The organism is Clostridium aceticum (assembly GCF_001042715.1).
Taxonomy (GTDB): Bacteria; Bacillota; Clostridia; order Peptostreptococcales; family Natronincolaceae; genus Andreesenella; species Andreesenella acetica.
Genome location: NZ_CP009687.1, coordinates 1,524,655 through 1,548,883 on the forward strand (window position 1 = coordinate 1,524,655; position 24,229 = coordinate 1,548,883).

Annotated in this window: 22 protein-coding genes, 1 tRNA gene, 1 other RNA gene and 1 riboswitch; of the genes, 17 read left to right on the forward strand and 7 right to left on the reverse strand. The window is 34.3% G+C overall.

All coding sequences use genetic code 11. The annotated features are described in order from the left end of the window. Positions 1-87 precede the first annotated feature (87 nt). A complete protein-coding gene (locus CACET_RS06955; protein ID WP_044823658.1) occupies positions 88-999 on the forward strand; it encodes an RluA family pseudouridine synthase in 912 nt (303 codons plus the stop codon). Positions 1,000-1,068: 69 nt separating this feature from the next. On the opposite strand, the gene CACET_RS06960 is transcribed toward CACET_RS06955, so the two are convergent. Beyond that, a tRNA-Ala gene (locus tag CACET_RS06960) sits at positions 1,069-1,144 on the reverse strand. Positions 1,145-1,351: 207 nt separating this feature from the next. Between CACET_RS06960 and CACET_RS20395 the strand changes: the two genes are divergently transcribed. The 10 genes from CACET_RS20395 (at position 1,352) to polX (ending at position 10,935) form a co-directional block, all read left to right on the forward strand. After that, positions 1,352-1,492, forward strand: a complete 141-nt coding sequence (locus CACET_RS20395) for a hypothetical protein (protein ID WP_158385991.1) — start codon at positions 1,352-1,354, stop codon at positions 1,490-1,492. A 76-nt stretch (positions 1,493-1,568) separates the two neighbouring features. Continuing rightward, a complete protein-coding gene (locus CACET_RS20400; RefSeq protein WP_158385993.1) occupies positions 1,569-1,715 on the forward strand; it encodes a hypothetical protein in 147 nt (48 codons plus the stop codon). 393 nt (positions 1,716-2,108) lie between these two features. Then, positions 2,109-2,309, forward strand: a complete 201-nt coding sequence (locus CACET_RS06965) for a hypothetical protein (RefSeq protein ID WP_044823659.1) — start codon at positions 2,109-2,111, stop codon at positions 2,307-2,309. Between the two features lie 64 nt (positions 2,310-2,373). Continuing rightward, on the forward strand, positions 2,374-2,721 hold the full coding sequence (locus CACET_RS06970) for a hypothetical protein (protein ID WP_044823660.1): 348 nt from the start codon (positions 2,374-2,376) through the stop codon (positions 2,719-2,721). A 215-nt stretch (positions 2,722-2,936) separates the two neighbouring features. After that, positions 2,937-4,712 carry an ATP-dependent metallopeptidase FtsH/Yme1/Tma family protein gene (locus tag CACET_RS06975; RefSeq protein WP_044823661.1) on the forward strand — a complete coding sequence of 592 codons (1,776 nt, stop codon included), beginning with the start codon at positions 2,937-2,939 and terminating at the stop codon, positions 4,710-4,712. A gap of 214 nt (positions 4,713-4,926) precedes the next feature. Then, positions 4,927-5,106, forward strand: a non-coding RNA gene (ssrS, locus tag CACET_RS19805) — 6S RNA. Positions 5,107-5,213: 107 nt separating this feature from the next. Then, positions 5,214-5,332, forward strand: a riboswitch (molybdenum cofactor riboswitch). 77 nt (positions 5,333-5,409) lie between these two features. After that, entirely contained in the window at positions 5,410-6,636 is a 1,227-nt protein-coding gene (locus CACET_RS06980) for a molybdopterin molybdotransferase MoeA (RefSeq protein ID WP_044823662.1), read from the forward strand. Positions 6,637-6,652: 16 nt separating this feature from the next. Beyond that, complete coding sequence (locus tag CACET_RS06985) at positions 6,653-8,575, forward strand: molybdopterin biosynthesis protein (RefSeq protein WP_044823663.1); 1,923 nt, start codon at positions 6,653-6,655, stop codon at positions 8,573-8,575. Positions 8,576-8,587: 12 nt separating this feature from the next. Further along, a complete protein-coding gene (locus tag CACET_RS06990; protein ID WP_044823664.1) occupies positions 8,588-9,022 on the forward strand; it encodes an MOSC domain-containing protein in 435 nt (144 codons plus the stop codon). A gap of 197 nt (positions 9,023-9,219) precedes the next feature. Then, complete coding sequence (polX, locus tag CACET_RS06995) at positions 9,220-10,935, forward strand: DNA polymerase/3'-5' exonuclease PolX (protein WP_044823665.1); 1,716 nt, start codon at positions 9,220-9,222, stop codon at positions 10,933-10,935. Between the two features lie 61 nt (positions 10,936-10,996). Here polX and spoVB read toward each other — a convergent pair whose 3' ends face one another. Together spoVB and CACET_RS20405 are read right to left on the reverse strand one after the other, a co-directional pair. Continuing rightward, the gene (gene spoVB / locus CACET_RS07000) at positions 10,997-12,547 is read right to left on the reverse strand and encodes a stage V sporulation protein B (RefSeq protein WP_052661247.1); all 1,551 of its coding nucleotides are present in this window, start codon (positions 12,545-12,547) and stop codon (positions 10,997-10,999) included. Continuing rightward, entirely contained in the window at positions 12,544-12,708 is a 165-nt protein-coding gene (locus CACET_RS20405) for a hypothetical protein (protein WP_158385995.1), read from the reverse strand. The genes spoVB and CACET_RS20405 overlap by 4 nt, the downstream gene beginning before the upstream one ends. Positions 12,709-12,881: 173 nt before the next feature. Between CACET_RS20405 and CACET_RS07005 the strand changes: the two genes are divergently transcribed. The 3 genes from CACET_RS07005 (at position 12,882) to CACET_RS07015 (ending at position 14,700) form a co-directional block, all read left to right on the forward strand. Next, positions 12,882-13,508, forward strand: coding sequence for a GGDEF domain-containing protein (locus tag CACET_RS07005; RefSeq protein WP_044823667.1), 627 nt, complete (start codon positions 12,882-12,884; stop codon positions 13,506-13,508). 142 nt (positions 13,509-13,650) lie between these two features. Beyond that, positions 13,651-13,893, forward strand: a complete 243-nt coding sequence (locus CACET_RS07010) for a hypothetical protein (RefSeq protein ID WP_044823668.1) — start codon at positions 13,651-13,653, stop codon at positions 13,891-13,893. 114 nt (positions 13,894-14,007) lie between these two features. Continuing rightward, positions 14,008-14,700 (forward strand): beta/alpha barrel domain-containing protein, encoded by a 693-nt coding sequence (locus CACET_RS07015; protein ID WP_242846883.1) that lies wholly within the window; start codon positions 14,008-14,010, stop codon positions 14,698-14,700. A gap of 114 nt (positions 14,701-14,814) precedes the next feature. Here the strand turns inward: CACET_RS07015 and CACET_RS07020 are convergent, their stop codons facing one another. The 4 genes from CACET_RS07020 to CACET_RS07035 form a co-directional block, all read right to left on the reverse strand. After that, a complete protein-coding gene (locus tag CACET_RS07020; protein WP_242846884.1) occupies positions 14,815-15,624 on the reverse strand; it encodes a histidinol-phosphatase HisJ family protein in 810 nt (269 codons plus the stop codon). 78 nt (positions 15,625-15,702) lie between these two features. Beyond that, positions 15,703-16,920 (reverse strand): arginine deiminase, encoded by a 1,218-nt coding sequence (arcA, locus tag CACET_RS07025; RefSeq protein WP_044823670.1) that lies wholly within the window; start codon positions 16,918-16,920, stop codon positions 15,703-15,705. A gap of 165 nt (positions 16,921-17,085) precedes the next feature. Further along, positions 17,086-19,113: an ABC transporter ATP-binding protein gene (locus CACET_RS07030; RefSeq protein ID WP_044823671.1), complete on the reverse strand. Its 2,028-nt coding sequence runs from the start codon at positions 19,111-19,113 to the stop codon at positions 17,086-17,088. 14 nt (positions 19,114-19,127) lie between these two features. Beyond that, positions 19,128-20,876, reverse strand: a complete 1,749-nt coding sequence (locus CACET_RS07035) for an ABC transporter ATP-binding protein (RefSeq protein WP_044823672.1) — start codon at positions 20,874-20,876, stop codon at positions 19,128-19,130. 365 nt (positions 20,877-21,241) lie between these two features. Here CACET_RS07035 and CACET_RS07040 point away from each other — a divergent pair, with 365 nt between their 5' ends. The 3 genes from CACET_RS07040 (at position 21,242) to CACET_RS07050 (ending at position 23,967) form a co-directional block, all read left to right on the forward strand. Further along, positions 21,242-21,433, forward strand: coding sequence for a hypothetical protein (locus CACET_RS07040; protein ID WP_044823673.1), 192 nt, complete (start codon positions 21,242-21,244; stop codon positions 21,431-21,433). A 114-nt stretch (positions 21,434-21,547) separates the two neighbouring features. Then, the gene (gene pdxR / locus CACET_RS07045) at positions 21,548-23,023 is read left to right on the forward strand and encodes a MocR-like pyridoxine biosynthesis transcription factor PdxR (RefSeq protein WP_044823674.1); all 1,476 of its coding nucleotides are present in this window, start codon (positions 21,548-21,550) and stop codon (positions 23,021-23,023) included. Between the two features lie 53 nt (positions 23,024-23,076). Continuing rightward, positions 23,077-23,967 carry a diacylglycerol/lipid kinase family protein gene (locus tag CACET_RS07050; protein ID WP_044823675.1) on the forward strand — a complete coding sequence of 297 codons (891 nt, stop codon included), beginning with the start codon at positions 23,077-23,079 and terminating at the stop codon, positions 23,965-23,967. The last annotated feature ends 262 nt before the right edge of the window (positions 23,968-24,229 follow it).

Here is a 24,229-nt window from a genome sequence, read left to right on the forward strand (position 1 = left end):
ACTTTAAAGATGAAAATTTACTTGATCGTCAAGGGTGTATGGAATATAATATTCGTGGCTAAGGAAAAAAGATAAGTAGGTGAAAATATGATTATAGAAGGACAACAAAGGGAAGATACTATTGTTTATGAAGTTGAAGAAAAAGATGATCAACAAGTGGTAAAAGAGATTTTAAAAAAACGGTTACAAGTATCAAGTCGACTGTTAAGCAAGTTAAAAAAGAATGAGTCCATATTTTTAAATAATCATTATGTGAAGTATCATGAACTAGTAAAATCTGGAGACGTCATCAAGATCTCTATGAAGGAGGAACCCAGCCAATTTGAAGAAGAAGCTATCCCATTTTCTGTTATTTATGAGGATGTAGATATTATTGTTGTTAACAAACAACCGGGAATTGTTACGCATCCCACTAAAAGCCATCCAACTGGTACGATTGCTAATGCAGCACAATATTACTTAAACAGGAAGGAGATAAATTGCAGGATTAGGTTTGTCAATCGACTAGACATGGATACCTCTGGATTATTAATTATCGCTAAAAATCCCTATGCACATCATGTACTATCAGAGCAGATGCAGCAGGATCAAGTGGAAAAAAAGTATATCGCCTTTGTAGAAGGAGTAATAGAAAAGGATTTTGACACTATTATTCAACCTATATATAGACCTACTTTTGAATCCATTAAGCGGGTGGTAGATGAACGGGGTCAAAAATCTATTACAAAGTATAGGGTATTGGAAAGATATAAGAAGGCTACCATGGTTGAAGTACAGCTACTTACTGGTAGGACTCATCAAATTCGAGTACATATGACACATTTAGGACACCCTTTAATAGGAGACAGCCTTTATGGAACTACTTCCACTTTCATCCATCGACAAGCATTACATAGTAACTATTTGAAATTCCTTCAACCTAGATATAGAGAAGTTGTTGAAATTAAAGGAGATTTACCTGAAGACTTAAAACAATTACAGTATCAACTTAAAGAATAAAATAATCTGGTATAAAAAAATACAGCTTTCCAATTATGGCGGAAAGCTGTATTTTTTAACGTTTTGTTTTGGTGGAGATAAGGGGATTCGAACCCCTGGCCTCTTGACTGCCAGTCAAGCGCGCTCCCAGCTGCGCCATACCCCCTTGTGCATTTTGCTATATAACATTAATAGTATACAATAAAAAATATATTTTGTAAATATTTTTCAAATAAATTTATCCTTGACTTTGTAAATTCCAGATTTTCTCTTAGGTGGATAAGGTTTAACAGTAATGCATTATTTACTATTATACAAAATTAATTGAATAATGATAAAATAATATATCGACAAATATTAAAGAGGTGGTCCAATGAAAGGCATATGGAAAGTTTTATCTATTAAATGGAAAGTTTCAGATAAAAACAAAGAAAAAAACGAATTAGGTCACCGATTATTAGCAACCCATATGAGAATTATTACAACAACTAGAGGCAATTGGTCTTTGAGGTAGAGTTATAGGAAAACGTTTAGCTCATAGTAATGTAAAATCCTTAAAAAATCTTCTATAGAAGATGTTTTAAGGATTTTTGTTTATTGATAAAAATGCAGATGGATTCCTTGGTAAAACGCATAAGGATGAAGGGTCTCTTAGCTTGATGGTAGGAGGGGCCTTTAAAGGAGAGAAAAACTCGCTAAAACATTTGAATGTACTAATGGAGGAAAGAAAGCTATAATATAAAAAGGTTGTTAGAGGAAGTAGGTTTTGTTGATACTGATAATAAAAAATTTCAGGTAGTTAATGTTGAAGGTAAAGTTAAATCCAAACATTAATTGAAAAATTAGTTATTAAAAATGATTATTAACAACTAATTTTTCAATTAGTTTATTAAAACTTAAATTTATTTTAAAAATTAGAAGGATTTCATTAGTTTTTATAGAATATTTAAAATAACAGGAAATAATTAACAAAATACTTTAATTTAATGCTTTAATTTAATTGAAGAAGATCTGCATAAATAAAACGCCATACTAATGACTAAAACTGAATATTTCAACACTACTTTCCATATACCATCCAGTAGGATGATATGTATATCATAGAAATATGACAAATTAGGAGGAGATGAATGGTGAATAAGCAGCAACAATATAAAGAAGAGGACTTAAAGACCATCGAATCGGATCTAGAATCATTGTCTGTCCAGTTGATTAACATATTAAAGGAATATAAAGCTAAAGGAATTATTAATGATCACCAGTATAAGCAACATGTAGAGGTAAAGGAAAGGTTTTTAAATTATTTGGAGAACAAAAGAAAAAGTCAATAATAAAAAGGCTACGAAAACCCTAATAAATCATATTATATAGGTAAAGAGTAAAAGGGGGAATAATATGATATATGAAGGGTTTGACTTAATCACCGCTGAATTTTTAAGGAGCTTTACAGGAGCGGTAATAGCTACCAATATCATCACACATTTTATTAAAGATTATACCCCAGAATTTTTAGATAAAAAAATTGTGACATTATTTGTAGCGGCTTTTATTATGTTCACTAATCAGTTTGTTTTTGGTGCCATTACTTTAAAAACAGTATATTTAAGTTTTTTAAATTCTTTTATAGTAGCCGCTGCTGCTATGGGAAATTATGAGATTCTTACTACTAAAACAAAACGAAGAGCAATTAAAGAATTAAGTGCACAAACACATGAAATAATGGATAAAAAAATAAATGAATGAAAAGATAAATGAAAAAAAACAATTAATAAGTTATAGTTTTTCCTAGCGTACTCTAAAAAACCATTCTTCAAGCTATGCTTTAAAGCATCTTTATAGAAGAAGGTTTTTTGTTTTTGCAACAAAAACTTTACTTTTAGTAAAAGTTATGCTAAAATATTATGTAAACCTCTGATTACATACCAATTTTTAAGTATATAATAGAGGAGGTTTTACTCATGAAAAAAATAAGCAAAAAAAAGCTAATGCTAGCGATAGGTATGTTCGTTGTTATATTGTCTATTATATCCTTTGGAATTTATAGGCAATATTTTTATTCCGAGAATCCAATAGAAGTGTCTTATGGAGAATTCCTAGAAAAAATTGAAGAAAATCAGATTAATAAGGTATTTCTAATGGATAGTCCTAAAATTAAGGGAGAACTTAAGGATGGACAAGAATTTATTACAGATCATCCTAGGACAGATAATTTAAAAGAAATGTTACTAACAGCAGATGTTATAGTTGTAGAGGTAGGTGAGCAACATTCTGTTGTTCAAGTCATCACTTTCATTATAGTGATTGGGGCATTGGCAGGTATGGCCTTTATCCTTTCTAAGCAAGGTTCAAAGCAAGCTTCAAAGGAATACGACAAAATGTCTTCCGTAGAGTTTTCAACACAAAAAGAATCGACGATTACCTTTGCTAATATTGCAGGAAATGAAGAAGCAAAGGAAAATGTTATGGAATTGGTAGACTTTCTAAAAAACCCACAAAAATATCAACGGTATGGTGCTAGGATGCCTAAAGGGGTAATTTTATACGGGCCTCCCGGTACCGGTAAGACTTTGATGGCAAAAGCTTTAGCAAGTGAAGCTGGCGTTGATTTCTTAGCTGTTTCAGGTTCAGACTTCGTGCAGGTTTATGCAGGTCTTGGGGCTGGAAGAATTAGAAATCTCTTTAAAAATGCTAGAGAAAAAGGAAAATGCGTAATCTTCATTGATGAGATTGATGCCATAGGAAAAAAACGAGACCGTGGTGGTCTTGGAGGCAGTGATGAATCCGACAGAACTTTAAATGCTTTGTTGACAGAAATGTCAGGATTCAAAGGAAGTGAAGGAATTATTATTATGGCTGCTACTAATCGACTAGATATTTTAGACGAAGCACTTTTAAGACCTGGGCGTTTCGATAGGCAAATAGAGGTAGGTTTACCAGATTTAAAGGCGAGACAAGATATTTTGAAACTATACACACAAAATAGACCTATAGCAACTACGATTAGTATTGAAAGAATTGCTCAACAAACAGTTTATTTCAGTGGAGCAAAACTAGAAAATCTAATGAATGAGGCAGCAATTTATGCAGCTAGAGAAAATGCAAGCTTTATCTCAGAAAAACATGTTGATAAGGCCTTTTATACAGTAGTTGCTGGTGAGGAGAAAAAAGATAGAAGTAACATAAAGGAAAGTGAGCGAAGAATTACAGCCTATCATGAAGCAGGTCACACCATTGCTACGAAACTACTATGCCCTGAAAACAAGGTGACGAAGGTAACCATTATACCAAGTACTAAGGGGGCAGGAGGATTCAGTATGAATATTCCTCCTGATAGTATGTATCACAAGAAAAAGGATATGTTTCATAGCATTAAAATTGCCCTTGCTGGCCGTGCTGTAGAAGAGATTATTTTCGGAGAAGAAAATATTACTACAGGGGCAAGTAATGATATTCAAAAAGCTACAGAAATCTTAGTGGCTATGATTAAACAATTTGGTATGAATGACGAAGTAGGTATGATCAACTATGATATCCTGTTGGGGCAGCCTGGAGGGGTTGACCAGAGATTGGCTGAGATATGTAACAAGGAAATGAAGAGGCTGTATGAAGAGACAAAAGTACTGATAGAAAAAAACATTCATTTAGTACATGCAGTTACAGAAGAACTGATGGCAAGGGAAACATTAAAAGAAGAAGAAATTAATAAAATCATTGAAAACAACAAGGTAGCTTAGGCTGTCTTGTTGTTTTTCTACGATATAAAATTTAAATGATGTAATAGGTTTCCTAAAGAAGTAGAAGCTTAATTACTGTCAAGTTAGAAGTACATCTGAAAAATTAAGCTATAAAGAACTAATAGAAAAAGACATTAGTTCTTACGTAATAATAAAAAATTTTGACAAAAAATACATTTTATCTTTTGTTTGCTTTGTTGTATAATGATTTTAAGATCATCGAGGATGCACGTTGACTTTAGCGAAATTCAACCGACAAATAACATCCGGGAGAACATATTTTTTATTCCTATGAAACGCCACTTTAGGTGGACTTCAGAAGAATAAAATGTGTCACCCACTTTGAGTGAGTGGCGGGTGTGAATTTTGCAGTTGACGACATCTTGGATAAAAAAACCTCTAAGGAAACTTGGGGGTTTTTATTTTGTCGATGATTTCTAAAAACTTGAACAATTTATTAAAATATGGTACGATTAAAACAAATTTCAGTAAGCAAAGTATTACCTGTCAAATTTTCGAGTGAAATAATCTAAGGTTTTTTAACTAAGATTTTTTACCAATGGGTAAATAAAGAAATTTATTTGCCTCCCACTTCGGAAAGGAAATTTGTCTTAACAAATAAGCCAATCCAAGTAGATTGGCTATTATTTTATAGTAATATTACTAAATACTACGTTTATGCGAAGGGGAAAAAATAATGGAACTATTAAGTACATTAACGATGAAGGAAGCCCGCGAGAAGATCAAGGAGGTTTTTGCAGATTTAGTTTTAATGATGGAAGAAATTCCTATTTTAGAAGCTTTGAATTGTATTATTTATGAAGATATCAAAGCTACCATCAATGTTCCTGAATTTAATAGGTCAACAGTTGATGGTTATGCTGTTATTGCAAAGGATACTTATGGAGCCAGCGATGCTCTGCCTAGCTTTTTAACCAGCATTGGTGAAGTAGCTATGGGTAAACCTACAGAGCTTGTTCTTCAATCTGGTCAATGTTGTTATGTGCCTACTGGAGGAATGTTGCCCCAAAATAGTGATGCTGTAGTGATGATAGAATATACAGAGGTATTGGAAGATAATACTGTATGTGTTCAAAGTGCTGTTGCTCCAAAGGAAAATATTTTGCAATTTGGAGAAGATGTCAGCAAAGGACAAGTAATTTTTCAAAAAGGACATAAATTAAGACCACAGGATATAGGTGTTTTAGCAGGAATGGGTATTACCAAGGTAAATGTCTATAAAAAACCTAGAGTGAGTATTATCTCTACAGGGGATGAAATCGTTGCACCAGAGGAAGAAGCACAACTAGGTCAGATTAAGGACATGAATACATATAGTATAGCTACGGCTGCCATGAAGGACCATTGTGAAGTGATGGGTATGGCGGTTGTGAAGGATGATTTAGAGCAATTAAAGGAAAAAATAGAGGAGTTTTTAGAAACAAGTGATATTGTATTGATTTCTGGTGGAAGTTCTATGGGAACAAAGGATGTCACAAAGGATGCCATCAATGCTATTGGAGATCCGGGAGTGTTTATCCATGGCTTGGCTGTAAAGCCAGGAAAACCTACTATTGTAGGAAAAGTAAAGAGTAAAGCAGTTTTTGGACTACCGGGACAACCTGTGTCAGCTTTAGTTGTGTATCAAACCTTAGTAACTTACTTAATTAAAAATCTTTATGGAGATAAAGGTCCTGTTCCTTACATAACAGGGGAGTTGGCGGTAAATATTGCATCTGCTCCTGGAAGGGAACATTATGTGATGGTAAGAGTTTGTGAGGAAGATGGAAAAACAATCGTATCACCTGTTCATGGAAAATCAGGTATGCTAACTATGATGACAAAATCTATGGGGTATGTAAAAATTGATACAAATCAAGAGGGACTGTTAAAAGGGGAAAACGTTAAGGTTTATTTATTCTAATGAATGGGGTGCAAATATGGGAAAAGATACAAGAAATATTTATTTAACCAACATTCCTTTAGAGGAAGCACAGAAACAATATTTTACACACTTTGAAATGGATAAGGTTTTTACTAAAACCGAAGTAGTGCCAGTAATAGAGGCACTGGATCGCGTAACGGTAAAGCCTCTGTTTGCTAAAAAATCTTCCCCTAGCTATAATGCTGCTGCTATGGATGGGGTAGCTGTAATTGCAGAAAAAACCTATGGTGCTACTGAAAGTGCTCCTGCACAGTTGAAGTTAGGGGAGGATTTTGTTTTTACTAATACAGGAGGCTGTTTAAGAGATCCCTATGATGCGGTGATTATGATTGAAGATATTGTGGAAATCGATAAAGATACCATTGAAATATATGCTGCGGCAAAGCCTTGGCAACATGTTCGACCTATAGGAGAGGATATTGTTGAAGGTGAGATGATTCTTTCAGCAAACCATAAAATCAGACCTATGGATATTGGAGCACTTTTAGCTGGACAGCTTCCAGAGGTAGAAGTATACAAAAAACCGATGGTAGGTATCATACCTACTGGCTCAGAGATCATAGAGGTATCTCAAGAACTTCAAATAGGAAAAATTATCGAGTCCAACTCTAGGATGTTTGCTGCTATGGTAGAGCAGTATGGGGGGGCGCCAAACAGATATTCTATTGTAAGGGATGACTATGATTTAATTAAGGAAACAATTCGTAGTGCTGCAAAGGAAAATGATATTGTGATTATCAATGCTGGATCTTCTGCTGGTTCTGAGGACTATACAGTAAATGTTCTTAGAGAAATCGGCGAAGTAGTAATCCATGGGGTAGCTACAAAGCCAGGGAAACCAGTTATTTTAGCTATAGTAGATGGAAAACCAGTGATTGGTATTCCCGGATACCCAGTATCTGCCTATTTTGTTTTTGAATTTTTCTTAAAACCACTACTTTTTAGATACAATAGACAAACCTTATCAGAGGGTCAAAAAATAAAAGCAACTTTGACTAGAAGAATTGTTTCTTCCTTAAAGCATGAAGAATATATTCGTCTAAAACTAGGAAAGGTAAAAGATAAGATGATAGCAACACCACTGGAGCGGGGAGCTGGTGTTACCATGTCTTTAGTAAAGGCAGATGGTATATTAGTGGTACCTCAGCAGACAGAGGGCTATGAAGCTGGTACAGAGGTGGAGGTTACTTTGCTGAAACCTCAGGAAGAAATTCATCATACCATTGTATCTATAGGCAGTCATGATCTTGTGATGGACTTGCTGGCAAACAAGCTTCATAAAGAAAACCCTGAGATATTTTTATCTTCAGCCCATGTAGGTAGTATGGGGGGGATTATGTCCATGAAAAAAGGAGAAGGACATATGGCACCTATACACTTGCTGGAGGAAAGCACAGGAGAGTATAATGCAGCCTATGTGGAACGTTATTTAAAGGGTGAAGATATGGCTTTGATTAAATTTGTAAAGAGAAGCCAAGGATTAATGGTGCAAAAAGGTAATCCTAAAAATATTCAAGGAATAGATGATTTGACAAGAGAAGAGGTTCAGTTTGTTAACAGGCAAAGAGGTGCTGGAACAAGAATACTTTTAGACTATTATTTAAATAAAAGAGGTATAGAAGCTTCAAAGGTCAATGGCTATGATAGAGAAATGACTACCCATATGGCGGTGGCGGCAGCGGTGGCCAGTGGTTCTGCAGATTGTGGCTTAGGTGTATATTCTGCGGCAAAATCTATGGATGTGGATTTTATTCCTATTGATTGGGAAGACTATGATTTGCTTATTCCTCAAAAAGAGCTAAAAAGCAAGGAGATTCTTAAGCTTATTGAGGTAATGAAGAGCGAAGATTTCTTAAAGCTGGTTGAGGAACTGGGAGGCTATGATACAAAAAATACAGGTGAGATAGTAACAATCTAAGGAGGGGTTATGATGGCAAAAGTAGTAGCGATTAACATCAGTCAAAAAAAGGGAGAGAAGAAAATTCCCGTTGAAAAGGCAGTATTTATTGAAAATTTTGGTATAGAAGGAGATGCTCATGCAGGAGACTGGCATAGGCAAGTAAGTCTTTTAGCTGAGGAAAGTGCTGATAAAATCAGAGCAGCAGGTATGCCAGAGATTAAAGAAGGTGATTTTGCTGAAAATATCACCACACATGGCATCGAGGTAAGTAAACTTCCTATTGGTACAAAGCTAAGGATCGGTGAAACGATACAGGAAGTTACTCAAATCGGTAAGGAATGTCATCAACACTGTGCTATTTATCATCAAGTTGGAGACTGTGTTATGCCTCGAGAAGGGATTTTTACTAAAGTTCTAAAGGGTGGGGTAGTAGCTGCTGGGGACAGCATAGAAGTTATAGATTAAGAAGCGTGTACTAAAAGCTCTGCGTAAAATTATGCAGAGCTTTTAGTATATTTACAAACCGTCCCCATGATTCCTCTATTTCACACTGAGTTGTAAAAGTTTTATTGTAATTTATATAGTATCTAATGGTAGAATTACAAGTCTACAAGAGGGTATAATTGTATAGAGAAGATACAAACAAGTAGAGGTGTTTATATATGGATAAAAAAGAAGTCAGTAAAGTTTTAGAAGAAATAGGTATTTTACTAGAAATACAAGGAGAAAATCCCTTTAAGACGAGAGCATATTTTAATGGTGCTAGAATAATAGAGCTTCTACGAGAGGATATAAAAATTTTAGTAGAAGAAAACAGACTAGGGGAGATCAAGGGTATAGGAAAGGCTTTGCAGGAAAAAATATCAGAACTTGTCATGACAGGCAGGCTGCAATACTATGAGGAATTAAAATCACAAATTCCTGAAGGTGTATTTGATTTGCTTAAAGTACCAGGTCTGGGGCCTAAAAAAGTAAAGCTTTTATATAGCGAATTAGCTATCAAAAACTTGGGAGAGCTAGAGTATGCATGCTTAGAAAATCGTCTTCTTCATCTAAAGGGTTTCGGAGAAAAGACACAAAATAAGATGCTAGAGGGGATTGACCACTTAAAAAAATATAGAGGTCAACATTTAGTATCTACAGGGATGCTTTTTAGCAAACCAATTTTAGAAAAACTACAAAACCACAAAGAAATCATAAGGGTAAGTGTAGCAGGAAGCATAAGAAGAAAAAAAGAATTGATTAAAGATATTGATATCATTGGCAGTTGTCTGCAAGACAAAAGAGAAGAGATCATGGAGGATTTTACTTCCTTTGAAGAAATAGAAAGGGTAATAACTAAGGGAAATACGAAATCCAGTGTACTTTTAACCTCGGGGATCAATGTAGATTTAAGGCTAGTGGAGGATGAGGAATATCCCACAGCACTACATCACTTTACCGGCAGCAAAGAACACAATACAGCCATACGACATAGAGCAAAAAATTTAGGGCTAAAGGTAAATGAATACGGTATTTTTCGGGATGATGATAGAATAAAGGTACAGGATGAGGAAAGTTTCTTTCAGGTATTGCAGCTGCAATATATTCCCCCAGAACTGAGGGAAAATGATGGAGAAATAAAGGCAGCAGAAGCAGGCCAGATCCCTGAATTAATTGACTTGAAAGATGTTAAGGGAGTATTTCATGTACATAGCAGTTATAGTGATGGAGTAAATTCTATTGAAGAGCTAGTAAAGGTAGCTATAGATAAAGGATTTCAATACGTCGGTATATCAGATCATAGTAAAACAGCTGTCTATGCTAATGGACTCAAGGAAAAAGCCATAGAAAAACAGCATGAAGAGATTCAGCAGTTAAGAGAAAAATATCCGCAAATTAAAATATTTAAAGGGATTGAATCAGATATTCTTCCAGATGGGTCCTTGGACTATGATGATGAAATATTGTCCAGCTTTGATTATATTATTGGTTCCATCCACTCTCACTTTAATATGGATAGAGAAGCTATGACCAATCGGATGAAAAGGGCTGTAGAAAACAAATATTTAACCATTTTAGGCCATCCAACAGGAAGGTTGTTGCTGTCTAGGAAAGCCTATGACCTGGATATAGAAGCTATCATCGAAGCTTGTAGCATCAATAAGGTTGCCATTGAAATTAACAGCAATCCCCATAGATTGGACTTAGACTGGAGAATGTGCAAATATGCTAAGGAAAAAGGGGTAAGACTGGTGATTGAACCAGATGCCCACAGAATTTCTGGTTTTGACGATGTTGTCTATGGCATCGGTATCGCAAGAAAAGGTTGGCTGGAGGCGAAGGATGTTTTAAACTGTAAAGAGGCAGAAGAAGTGAGTAAACTATTTAATAAATAGGCTTTACTACATAGAAAGCCAGCACATACAAAGGTAATTAAGCGTGTGCTGGGTTCTTGTTTTAATCTTTGATGCTTTCTATTAAATGTTTTAAATCAAAGGTTTTGGTTATAAGTAGTAGTATAAGGTACAAGCTGGCCCCTACTAAAGAGGAGATAATTGTACTCAGTCCATTGCTGTGTGAAAAGATATAAAAAGCTTTATAACTATAGACCATAGAAATAATCATTAAAATAGATGCCAAAGCTGGCTTCAATATAGATTGTATCAAAGGCAAATCGATTTTAATATATTTCATTAGCGTAATAAGATTTAAGGCGAAAATAGTAAAAGTAGATAGTAAAAAACCTATAAAAAAACCATAGATACCGTATTTAGGATTAGGGATTAAAAAGTAAGTACAATAAAGCTGTAATAACATACCTAACAAGTAATTAATGGTGGTAATTACTTGTTTTCCCATACCGTGTAAAATACCTGATAATGTATGCTGCATGCAGAGGAAGACGGTACCATAGCTGATGAGAGAAAGATATTTACCTACATCTTCATGGTTGTAGACCAATTCAGCAAGGTGGTTGCCGAAAATCACATAAACAATTGTAGTAGGGATAGCAATCAATAAAGTAATCCTAAGGGCTAAGCTGGACTTGTATTCTACATCTTTGAAGTTATTCACTGCTAACTGTTCTGAAATATTAGGAATGATATTGATCACCAATGCAGTGGTCACAGTAAAGGGCAAAAACAATAAAGGCATCGCCATTCCTGATATTTTTCCAAAGGTTTCGATGGCAGCTGTTGAAGAATAACCGGCTACCTGTAGTCTTTGAGGAATAAGGATGGAGTTTACTGTTTGCATTCCTACTGCAATTAATCGGCTTAAGGTAATAGGAACAGCAACGTACATCAGGTGATTCAATATTTCAACAGAAGAATCACTATAAACCTTTAAAAAATGAGATTTCGTTGCTATTTTTTTAAAATTAAATCTAAACACCAAATAAAGAAGACCAAAAATTTCTCCTATTGAAATACCAATAATGGCAATGGTAGCTGCCGCCATAGGATTTGAAGGGGTTTTGTAATAAAGGTAAGACAACACAAAGGCAATACGGCAAATTTGCTCGATGATTTGAGCAGTAGCAGCCGGTGCGATTTCTTTTAATCCATAGAAAAATCCTCTTAAAATGCTGGCAAAAGTGATGATGCCAATGGCAGGAATTGTCCATAGAACAGGATAATAGAGGGTTGGGTTTTTCAGCAGCTTATGAACAATGAAATCAATTTTTAGAGATACAAAAACTGAAAGTCCTAAGGCAGCTAATCCCCCTAACAACAAGGAAAGAAACAATACCTTATAAATACCTTCTCGATTATGGACGGACTTTTCTTTAGCTACTAATTTGGAAACAGCAATGGGGATTCCAGCAGTTGGTATGGTGATGATTACCATAAGAAAGGGGAAAACCATCTGATATAAGCCAATAGCTGTAGCACCAATCATTCTTGAGAGAAAAATTTTGTAAATAAAACCAAGAGACCGGACGACTACGTTAACTAATGCCAATAAAATTGTACCAAAAATAAAGGATGATTTCTTCAAGGTCATACCACCTCAATAAATAAATTCATGATGATATTCAATAAATATTCTTCATCAGCAACGATTATTACAGGAAATATAAAGTATATTTTTAAAACAAAGAGAAAGAGATGGTTTTCTAGACGGTTAAGAAGGTTGTGGGGGGATGTATGTTCACCAATAGACATATATATTTATATAAAATATAGGTGTATATCTTTAAAAATGAATCTTAATATACACGATCTATGATCTTGTCTTTGGTCAAGGAGTGAGACAAGTGCTGCGAATATAGCTTTTAGCATATTGAAGTGCATAAAGGTATATGTCTATATAAAAGGGAGACTGATGGAGGTGCTATATGATTGATAAAATTCAAGGAATCATGATGAAGGAAGAATTTGATAAAAGCGTAGAAGAAAAAATAAAAGATGCTTCAGAAACTTTTACCCTTGCTATGATAGATATTGATAACTTTGAAACAGTAAATAGTTATTATGGTGAAACAATAGGAGATAAAGTGATACAGAAAATAGCCTCTGTGTTGAAACAGAATCTTAGGTCTAATGATTTGGTAGGTAGATATAATAAAGATGAATTCTATGTGTTATTTAGTAATACTAACGCAGAAACAGGGTTGATCATTATGGAGGAAATTAGGAGATATTTTGATGAGAATACTTTTCAGCTGAGTGATCGTAAACAGGATATGCGGATTAAAATAAGTGCCGGTATTGCCAATTTTCCTAGAGATGCTAAAAACTCCATAGAACTTTTTAGAGCCGCCGATAGTGCGCTCTTTAGAGCAAAGCGTGAGGGAAAAAACAGGGTGTGTTTAGCAGAAAATGAAAATATGGTTTTAAAGTCCAATTATTTTACGAAAACCCAGTTAGAACGATTAGGAGAGTTATCCAAAAAGACTGATAAAACAGAGGCTTTTTTATTAAGAGAAGCACTAGACGATTTATTTGTAAAATACAGTAAATAATGAAATGAATTTTAAGTTAAGTTTAAGTTTGAACTTGCTTATTTATAAGAAAGGTATTAAAAACTTTTATGGGATAAGCATTGAATATACTTTATTAGCAGATAATAATCTTAAACACAAGATTAAAGGAGGTTTTGTCTGTATGGAGATGGTTTGTCCTATATGCAATGGTTTATCAAGTTATGTGGTAAAGTGTCCTTTTTGTGATAGCAGTATGGAGGCTCAAGCAGCGGTTCAAGACTATTTTGACGACTATAGTCCTTATTTAGATAAAGAAATTACACAAAAATTAGATGGTGTTTCAAAGGCTCAGTGCCTTCATATATTTTCTTGCCCTCAATGTCATCGTGACAAGAGAATTCCTATTGATAGAGTTCTTATGTAGAAGTGTCATCATAGAAAAAACAGGCAGAGAATAACTGATTGCAATATTAAGAAGGAAGGAATATAATAAGAATAGCTTATGGTATTATTGATCCTATGCAAAGGGGGTAGTATAGTGGAGGAAAACAACAAACAAATCAAAAAAGTAAAATATGTACCAGAAATTAAAGGTGTTTTAAGAAGTAATTATATTGAGCTACCTACTTGTATTGCAGAAGCTAGTGGTATAAAAATCTTTGGTAAAAGAATGAAGTCCATCTTATTTAGTACAGATGTCGCTATCATTAAAAATACCAATGCAGATGCGGTAATTGCGGTATATCCCTTTACACCACAATTACTGATTACCCAGGCCTTAATGCTGGCTTCAGATGTACCTGTTTTTTGTGGTGTAGGAGGAGGATTAACTACAGGAAAAAGATGCATAAATATAGCACTTCATGCGGAGTTCCAAGGGGCCATAGGTGTTGTTTTAAATAAACCTACTCCGAATGAAATCGTAACAGAGCTTAAAAATACAATAGATGTCCCTGTAGTCATTACAGTTGTATCGGAGGATGAAGATTTTCAAGGAAGACTTGAGGCAGGAGCAGATATTTTAAATGTTTCTGGAGCGGGTAAAACAGCGGAAATCGTAAAAAAAATTCGAGAAGTCAGCAGTACTGTACCAATTATAGCTACAGGCGGTAATAGCAGAGAATCTATTTTAAGAACCATTGAAGCTGGGGCAAATGCTATTACTTATACACCACCTTCAACTGCGGAGATATTCAGTGAAGCAATGAAAAAATATAGAGGACAACTCTAAAATAAAGAAAACAGCTAGAAGGGAGCATATCAATTTCTTAGCTGTTTTTTTATTTAAACTTTTTTCTTTTAGGGTTAAAATCCCCACCCCTAAGCGTTAGCGTAGGTGGTTTTTTCAAATCAGCAACTTATCGATACTGTGAAAACGAGGCTTCATTTCTTTAAAAGTAGTAATATATTGAAAGCCTATTGTTTTAAGTTGGTTTAAAGCATCATGAAAATCAAAGGCTACATGATGAGGATAATGGGCATCAGAACCTAAAGTGATAATTTCTCCTCCAAGACGATGATATAATTCTATAATATCAATGGAAGGATGATAGTTCCCTAAGTTATAACGAATACCAGAGGTATTTACTTCAATACCTTTACCCTTTTCAATAAGCTTTTTCAAAATAGCAGTTGTAAATACCTCATAAGCTTCCAACTGAAGAGGAAGATCAAAGCCTCCGTAGCGTTTGATAATATCTAGATGTCCCAGTACGCTGTAACCATCATAATTATTTACTACATCCTCTAATTCATTGAAATAAATTTCGTAAGCTTTTTCTTGGGTTTTTCCATCAAAAAAGTTGTTTAGAAATAATTCTGACTTTTCAACAGAATGTATAGAAGCAATAACGAAGTCAAAATCATATTTTTCTACATCTTCTTTGCATCTGTCTAGAATATGGGGTTGCACCCCCATTTCTATCCCTTTATTTATAATAATTTTACCAGCATATTTATCCTGACAAGCTTGTATTGATAAAAAGTACTCACGATAGTCAAATTTATAGTCGTTACCATTACCATCATAGTCATAGTCCATATGATCTGTAAAACAAATTTCCTTCAAACCCTTCTGGATTGCAGATTCAACAGCTTCTTCCATTTGCATGAATCCATCTGGGGAAAAGTTGCTGTGGATGTGAAAATCGTACATTAAGATTGCCTCCCTAACTATTTATAGTTTATCATCACACTTTATTTTATCTCTATCTAGTGATGAAGTCAAAGGCATCTATAGCTTTTCTCTTTTCAGAGGCATGCTCATACAACGAGGGCCTCCACGGCCACGGGACAGTTCATAGGATTCAAACTCTAGAACCTCAACCCCATGCTTTCTTAAAGCGGCATTAGTGACATGATTACGATCGTAGCAAATAACTTTCCCAGGAGAAATTGCTAAGGTATTGCTGCCATCGCTCCATTGTTCCCTACTGGCAGCAATGACATCGCCATTTCCACATGGAATCAAGTCTACAGCAGGAAGATTCAAATATTTTTTCAATATAGAAGAAAGTTCACTAGCTTCATAGGTAATCTTGAGTTCTGTTCCTTTAGATATGCTATAGACATCCAAAGGAGATACAATGCCTGGGTAAATTGTAAATTTATCATGATCTACCATAGTAAAAACTGTATCTAGATGCATATAGGCGCGGGTTTTAGGGATGTCAAAGGCAAGAACAGTATCAAAAGGCTCGTTAGAGTTAAAAATACTCTTTGCCATTTTTTCAATGGCAACAGCATCTGTCCGCTCACTGATACCCACAGCAACTATTTTTTCAGAGAGCACTAATAAATCCCCACCTTCGATAGGGTGACTCTTATCCCGGTTGTACCAGCGAGGAATATTTTGAAATCGTGGATGATGATCGAATAAATATTTTGCAAATAAGGTTTCCCTATTTCTGGTTTTGCTATGCATAACGTTTAAAGTAACGCCTTCACCGATAGAAGCAAAGGGGTCTCTTTGAAAATATAAGTTAGGAATTGGATCTAGATAAAATGGATAAGGATTTCTTACCATATCCCCTAAAGACTTGGGTTTGATAGCAGCTAGTTCCTCTGTTCGTACCCCAGCAATACATTTTCGAACCATTTCAAGAGGAGACATAGTAGAAAAAAATTCTCTTAAAGCTTCCCGAATACCTTCTGTTCCAACGGGACCTTCATCCATAAAATCCTCTAAAAAACCATCTCGAACTTCTTGAGATTCTAATATTTCTGCCATCAATTCTGTAAGATATAAAACCTCTGTCCCCTCCTGCCTTAAGATACCTGCAAACTGATCATGTTCTTTGCAAGCTTGCTTTAAGTAAGCAATTTCGTCAAATAGCAACCTTCTTAAGTAATCTGGTACAATGTTTTCAATTTCTTCCCCAGGACAATGAAGCAATACACTCTTTAATTGGCCTATTTCATTATAAACAGAAATTCCTTCGTGATTTCCCATGACTATTCTATCCTTTCCATACACTTATTTTGCTCTCAAACATTATATTTAAAGTTTACTTATATTACGTATAGTGTTACAAATTTATAGTAGGATTATAAGCAGAGATAAAAGAAAAATATCATAGAATATATAAAAAATATCATAGAAAAGAGAATCTTTCCATTAATTTTGTGCTAAATCAATATCTTCTTTATACTGAAGCTGGTAAAGATGATAATAAATCCCTTTGTGTTGGAGGAGTTGTTGATGATTACCAGTTTCTCGAATCTGTCCTTTGTGCAGTACAATAATTTTATCGCAATTTTGTATTGTAGATAAACGATGGGCAATAGCAATAGTAGTTTTGTCTCTGATAACCTTTTTTATGGTATCTTGAATTAAACCTTCTGTTTCTGTATCAATATTAGAAGTAGCTTCATCCAAAATGAAAATAGAAGGGTTAAAAATCAATGCTCTGGCAAAAGCCAGCAGTTGCCGTTGTCCTGTAGAAAAATTGTTGCCCTTTTCTACAACCGGTTCATCATACTTCTTTGGCAATTTTTCAATAAAATTATGGACATTGACATATTTTGCAACTTTGATGATCTCTTCTTCGGTAAAATTTTTATTGTTTAAGACAATATTATCTTTAATGGTGCCAGTAAACATAAACACTTCTTGTAAAAGAATACCAATGTTTTCTCGGAGATCTTTTAAGGGAATACTTTTAATATTCATACCATCTATTAAAATCTCTCCTTTTTGTATATCATAAAAACGACCAATGAGCTGTATGATAGAAGATTTCCCTGCTCCTGTAGCTCCTACAAAGGCGATGGATTCCCCAGGATGAATTTTAAAACTGATATCCTTTAAAACCCAATCTTCATCATGATAGGCAAACCAAACATTTCTGAATTCGATTTCTCCTAAAAAAGAATGACCTTTTATCACAGACTCGGTATCTTTGATAGCAGGTTCTTCATCTAACAATGCGAAAATTCTTTCAGAGGAGGCCATAGCGGATTGAAGAATGTTATATTTTTCTGTTAAATCATTGATCGGTTGAAAAAATTGCTTCATGTAATTTATAAAAGCAAAGAGCACACCAAATTCGATGCTTTGGCGAAGGACCTGGCCCCCACCATACCATAAAATGATGGCAATTCCCAACGAATGAATCACTTCCATAGAGGGTCTAAAAATAGCAAAAATAAAGTTTTGCTTTTTATGGGCAATAAGAAGCTCTTGATTGTTTTTATCGAATTCTTTGAACTGTTGATCTTCCCTATTAAAAACATGTATGGTTTTTATGCCAGAAAAGTTTGCGTTCAGCAGAGCGTTCACAGCCCCTAATTTCGTTCTTACTTCTCTGTATATAATCCTAACTTTAGTACGGAAGAATCCAGCTGAAATAAGAATAATAGGCACCACACTAAAGGATAAAAGGGCCAATGAAATGTTCATTTTTAGCATAATAAATATAATGCCACACAGTACAAAGATATCTTTAAATAAGTTTACTAAAACCCCCGTATACATTTCATGAAGGGTTTCAGTATCGTTGGTAACTCTTGTTACCAATTGTCCAACAGAATTTGTATCAAAAAAACTAAGGGGCATTTTTTGAAGATGTGCAAATAGCTGATTACGAATCTTTAGTACAATTTTATTGCTGGTATAATTCAGCAGGTATACCTGTATATAGTTAAAAAGTACCCCTAGCGAAATCAATAGGAAGTAAAGGATACTCAGCAGTCCAAGGGCATGAACATCGTTTCTACGAAAAGATCTTACTTCTTCGGCAGACAAACTTTGTGCTTCGAAAATCTCATTATCGGTAACTAATTGATACAGATGATCGATTTTATCAATTTTATAATTTGTGTCATTGCTGTTAAAGGTGCCATTAATTAAGTAAGAGGTTCCCTCATAACGCACCAGCTGCAAAGCAGAAGAAGGTATGAAGGCAAAATCAATGGTATTCTCGTATTCGGTAATAGGGCGGTCATAAACTCTCATATAGTCATCTATAGCTATTTTAATAATGTAGGGACGAGCTATATCAATACCGGCAATTAAAGTCAATAGTAGAACTGATGTCGTTAAGAGCAGCCAGTAATCCTTAGCATATTTCAAAAGGCGTGCCATCAACTTACTATCATAAGTTTTACCTGCAGTTGCTTCATTAAAACGATGGAAATTTTTCATATAATCACCTATTTCTATTCCATATTTATCTTTTCTTCTAATAACTGCTTTTCATAGAAGTCATAATATAAACCTTGTAATGCTAATAGCTCTTCATGATTGCCTTCTTCTAAAATCATTCCATTATCTAAAACAATGATCTTATCACAATGCTTTAAAGTTGAAACACGATGTGCAATGATGATGGTGGTCTGATCTTTTGCTTGATCCTTCAGAGCTGTTAAGATTTTTTCTTCTGTATGGGTGTCTACTGCCGATAGGCAATCGTCCAAGATAAGAACCTTGCTATTTTTCAGTAAGGCTCTTGCAATAGAAACCCTCTGTCTTTGTCCCCCCGATAAGGTAACACCTTTTTCTCCCACTATTGTGTCGTAACCCTTCGGAAAGGAGATAACATCTTCGTGTAATCCTGCGATTTTAGCAACTCGCTGAATATCTTCAAGGGTATAATTATCTACTCCAAAACCTATATTTTCCATTATTGTAGCTGAAAATAAAAAACTGTCTTGGTCCACAAAGGCAATATACTTTCTTAAAGTCTCTAAAGGAATTTTTTCAATAGGATAGCCGTCTAAAGTAATACTTCCTTGGTTGGCCTCATAAAGTCTTAACAATAAATTTGCGATAGTAGTTTTTCCACTACCAGTTCTGCCTATAACACCTATTTTAGCTGTTTTGAGGATTTCTAAAGAAAAATTGGTTAGGGCATTATACTGACTATTGGGGTATGTAAAAAAAACTTGTTGAAAAGCAATAGCACCTTTTATTTCAAGCTGTTTTATAGCATCAGGAGCATCTTGGATTTCAGGCTTTTCCTCTAAAATTTTATTCAATCTTTCCATAGAGGCACTTCCTCGCTGCATGACATTAATTACCCATCCAATGGCAGAAATAGAAGATACCAGTAAACCTAGATAAGTAATAAAAGCTACAAAGTCTCCTAGAGACATCCCCCCTTCAATTACCAGTCTGCCCCCATACCAAATAGCAATAATAAAACTTAAAGAGGATAAAAACTGTACAAGAGGATGAAAAATGCCAAAAAGTTTGGCCAATTCCATATTTCTATCGAAAAGTGCCTGACTCTTTTCATTAAATTGCGTAATCTCAGTATCTTCTTGAACAAAAGCTTTAATAACTCGAACTCCTGCCAAGTTTTCCTGTGTTTGATCTGTCACGGTGGCAAAGGCCTCCTGTACAGTTTTAAATTTAGCATGAATAAGTTCACCAAATCTTGTCATACATAGTATTAAAAGAGGCATAGGCAGCAAAGCATAAATTGTTAATCTGAAATTTGTTGTTAAAGCCATCATAGTAGTGGCAGTGATATTTAAAAAAATGGCGTCTGTCATGGCAACAATCCCTGGACCAAAAGCCATTCTGACAGCATGAATATCATTTGTAAGATGTGCCATTAAGTCCCCTGTCTTATGTCGATGATAGTAGCTGGTAGATAATGTTAATAAGTGGGAAAATAGTTTGTTTCTTAAGTGATATTCTAGTTCTCTAGAAGCTCCTATAATGAGCATTCGCCATAAAAAACGAAAAAAACCAATGCCAATACCGATCAAGAAAATGTAAAGACTATAGCGAAATATATCCTGATAAGTTAATTGGTTGTTCTGTAACTGATTGGTGATGCTTCTTAGCACTTCTGGTATGAAAAGTTGTAATAAATCCACCACTAATAACCATAGAATCCCTAAAATATAGGGCCATTTATTCTTAAAAAGAAAAGGTTTCAATGTTTTAAAATTATACATATAGTTCACCTCTTATATAGCCTTTATAAATTTATTATATTTTATACCAGAGGATGCCATACATCAAACTATTGATTTTTAAAAGAAAAAGACCATTAGATTATCGACAAGAATCTTCAAATGCAATATTTTGTTTTTATTATATAGATAAACAACATCAGTACTTAATTTTGATATACTAAGGGCTACATTTGCAGCCCACGGTTTTGGGGCGAAACCGTAGACCGTGTATATCAAAATTAAAATTTGAACTTGCTTATCTATAAGAGAAGATATTAAAAATTATTTTTTGATACATAATTGATATTTTAATTTGTAAAACTAATCATAGCAACAACATTAAAATTAAAAGGAGTGTTATTAGGATGAACCTTGAGACAAAGGATATGATTACAAAAAAGTTATTAGATGCACAGGAAATGGTAAGAGACTATGAAATGTTCTCAAAGCATACGAACGACAAAGATGTAGCAGAAACTTTTAAAAACTTAGCAGAGGAAGCTGGGATGCAGGCTAGAACTCTTCAAAAGCTGGTAGATAAGTATAAAAGAGACTAAAAGCAGGCACGATTTCGTGCCTCAATTACTTTCCATTGCTTTTGTATGAAATACAAATATATGGTATAATGTAATGAAATTGTATGGAAACATTTAAAGTGATGGTGATGAAGGATGAAGATTTTTGACGAAATCAAGCTAGATAAAGATGGATCTTCAGAACATTTATATATACAGTTGTACAAAGTGTTAAAGGCTTTAATTATGGAGGGGAAGTTAAAAAAGGGGGACAGGCTTCCTCCTATTAGAAAGTTATCGGAACTATTAAAAGTAAACAATGTTACTATAGTAACCAGCTATAGAATGTTGGAGGAAGAGAAATTAGTATATAAAAAAGTAGGTAGTGGTACTTATGTAGCACTTAATTTTCAAAATCATGAAAACTTTTTTCAAGAACAGAAGACGCCTTTAATAGATCAAGGACACATTCAATTGGAAGAAAATGCTATAAACTTTGCCAGCGCTACACCATCTACAGATCTGTTTCCTGTGGATGACTTTAAAAAAGTGTTAAACGAGGTATTAGACCGAGATAAAGGTTCTGCATTTGGTTATCAGGAAAGTCAAGGATACTATCCCCTTAGGGTGGCCATCAAGGAATATGTAGCCACTTATAAGATTGTCACGGAGATAAGTAATATTCAGATTATCTCGGGAGCACAGCAGGGGATTGATATTATTGCTAAAGGGCTCTTAAATCATGGTGATTATGTGATGATCGAAGGTCCTTCCTATAGGGGAGCTATGGCAGTTTTTGAGTCAAGAGGTGCAAAGATTATAGATATCCCTTTGGAAAAGGATGGATTGAGCCTACAGGATTTAGAAAAGAAGATTATTGCTTATCAACCGAAATTTTTATATATTATGCCTAATTTTCAAAATCCAACTGGAATTTCTTATAGTTTAGAAAAAAAGAAGAAAATATTAAAGATTGCAGAAAAATATAACCTGCTAATTGTAGAGGATGACTATTTAAGCGATTTAAATTTTTGTAATGATGAAAATATCACATTAAAAAGTTTAGATCATAAAGATTTGGTAATATATATAAAGAGTTTTTCTAAAATCTTTATGCCGGGGTTAAGGCTTGGCTTTTTAATCGTGCCAAAGCTTATTTACAAAGAGGTATTATTAGCAAAACATACTACAGATATTTCTACCTCTGGACTTTTACAAAGAGCCTTAGAACTATATCTAAAAAGAGGTATATGGCAGCAACATATTAAATACATGAGTACTCAGTACATGGAAAGATTTGAAGTAATGGTAGAAAGTCTTGAAAAATACATGCCTCAAGAAGTACAGTATAGTTTGCCAACGGGAGGCGTGAATTTTTGGTTTAAGCTACCGGAACCTTTATCTTCTAAGGAATTATATGAGATAGCTGTAAAGCAACAAATTGTTTTTGCTCCAGGACACTTATTTTTTTTAAGTAGCAAAGAAGGGTCTTATTTTCGGTTAAGTACTGCCGCAGTAACTGTTAGTGAAATTGAATATGGGATAAAAAAACTTAGTGGTTTAATTAATGAACTTATAAGAAAACAGAATCATCATAGCGATCAGACAAATGGCTATACACCTATATTATAATATGATATATTATACATAGAAAAAAGTTGCTAAGGGAATGGGAAGGGGATCCTATGGAGAAAATTCAAATTATTTGCAACCCTAATGCCGGAAGACAGATAGTGCAGAAAAATATTCCTAAGTTAGTAGACTGTTTGAAAAAAAACGGAAAAAAGGATGTAGATGTGGTTTATACTATGGAACATCTGCATGCAAAAAAGCTAGCGATTGAAAATTCTGATAGATACGATCTAATGATTGCAGTGGGGGGAGACGGTACAGTAAATGAAGTAGTAAATGGTATTATGGAAAGTGATACTAAACCTGCTTTAGCCATCTATCCCGCAGGGACGGTTAACGATTTTGGTAATTATTTAAAAATTCCTCGACCTATAGATGACTTTAGTCAAATGATTCTTGGGGAAAACATCATGAAAGTAGATGTTGGACGAGGAGGAGAACGTTATTTTTTAAATGTAGCTGCAGCTGGTCTATTGCCAGAGGTTGCTCACAAGGTTTCCTCGGAGGCTAAAACAGTGATGGGAAAATTTGCTTATTACATAGAGGGAATTAGGGAATTTTCAAAACAAATGTTTAAGCCAATAAAAATAAGATTTCAAACAAATGGATATGAAGAAGAAAAAGAAATATTGTTTTTTATTATTGCCAATAGCCCCTCCGTAGGAGGGTTTAAATATATGGCACCTCAGGCTAAAATAGATGATGGTCAACTAGATTTATTGATTGTTGAACATGCTCATTTAAAGGATATAGCAACCATATTTCTAAAAGTTCTTACAGGGGGACATGCTAACCACCCAGCACTAAGATATTTACAGGTACAAGATTTTTCTATCCATAGTGATGATGCAGTTGATTTAGATTTAGATGGGGAGTTAGGAGGGCAACTACCCTCGAGTTTTACTGTGGTAAAGCAAGGGCTAGATATAGTGATACCAAAATAAAGAGGTTTAAGGTTGGATACTTCAATCTTAAACCAGTTTTTCATATGTAAACATATAAGTTATATAGACTAAAATAACTTTAACCTTTCTTCGTTTTAATAGAAAACTTTTCATAGAAGCAGAGAAGGTTAATTTTTATTGATAAAAGATCTTATATAATTTATTATTGCACAATATACTTCTAAAAAACCAGTATATTTATTAATGCTTTTCATAAGAATTGATATACAATATATTAAAGAAGACTTTACTGATGGTACAA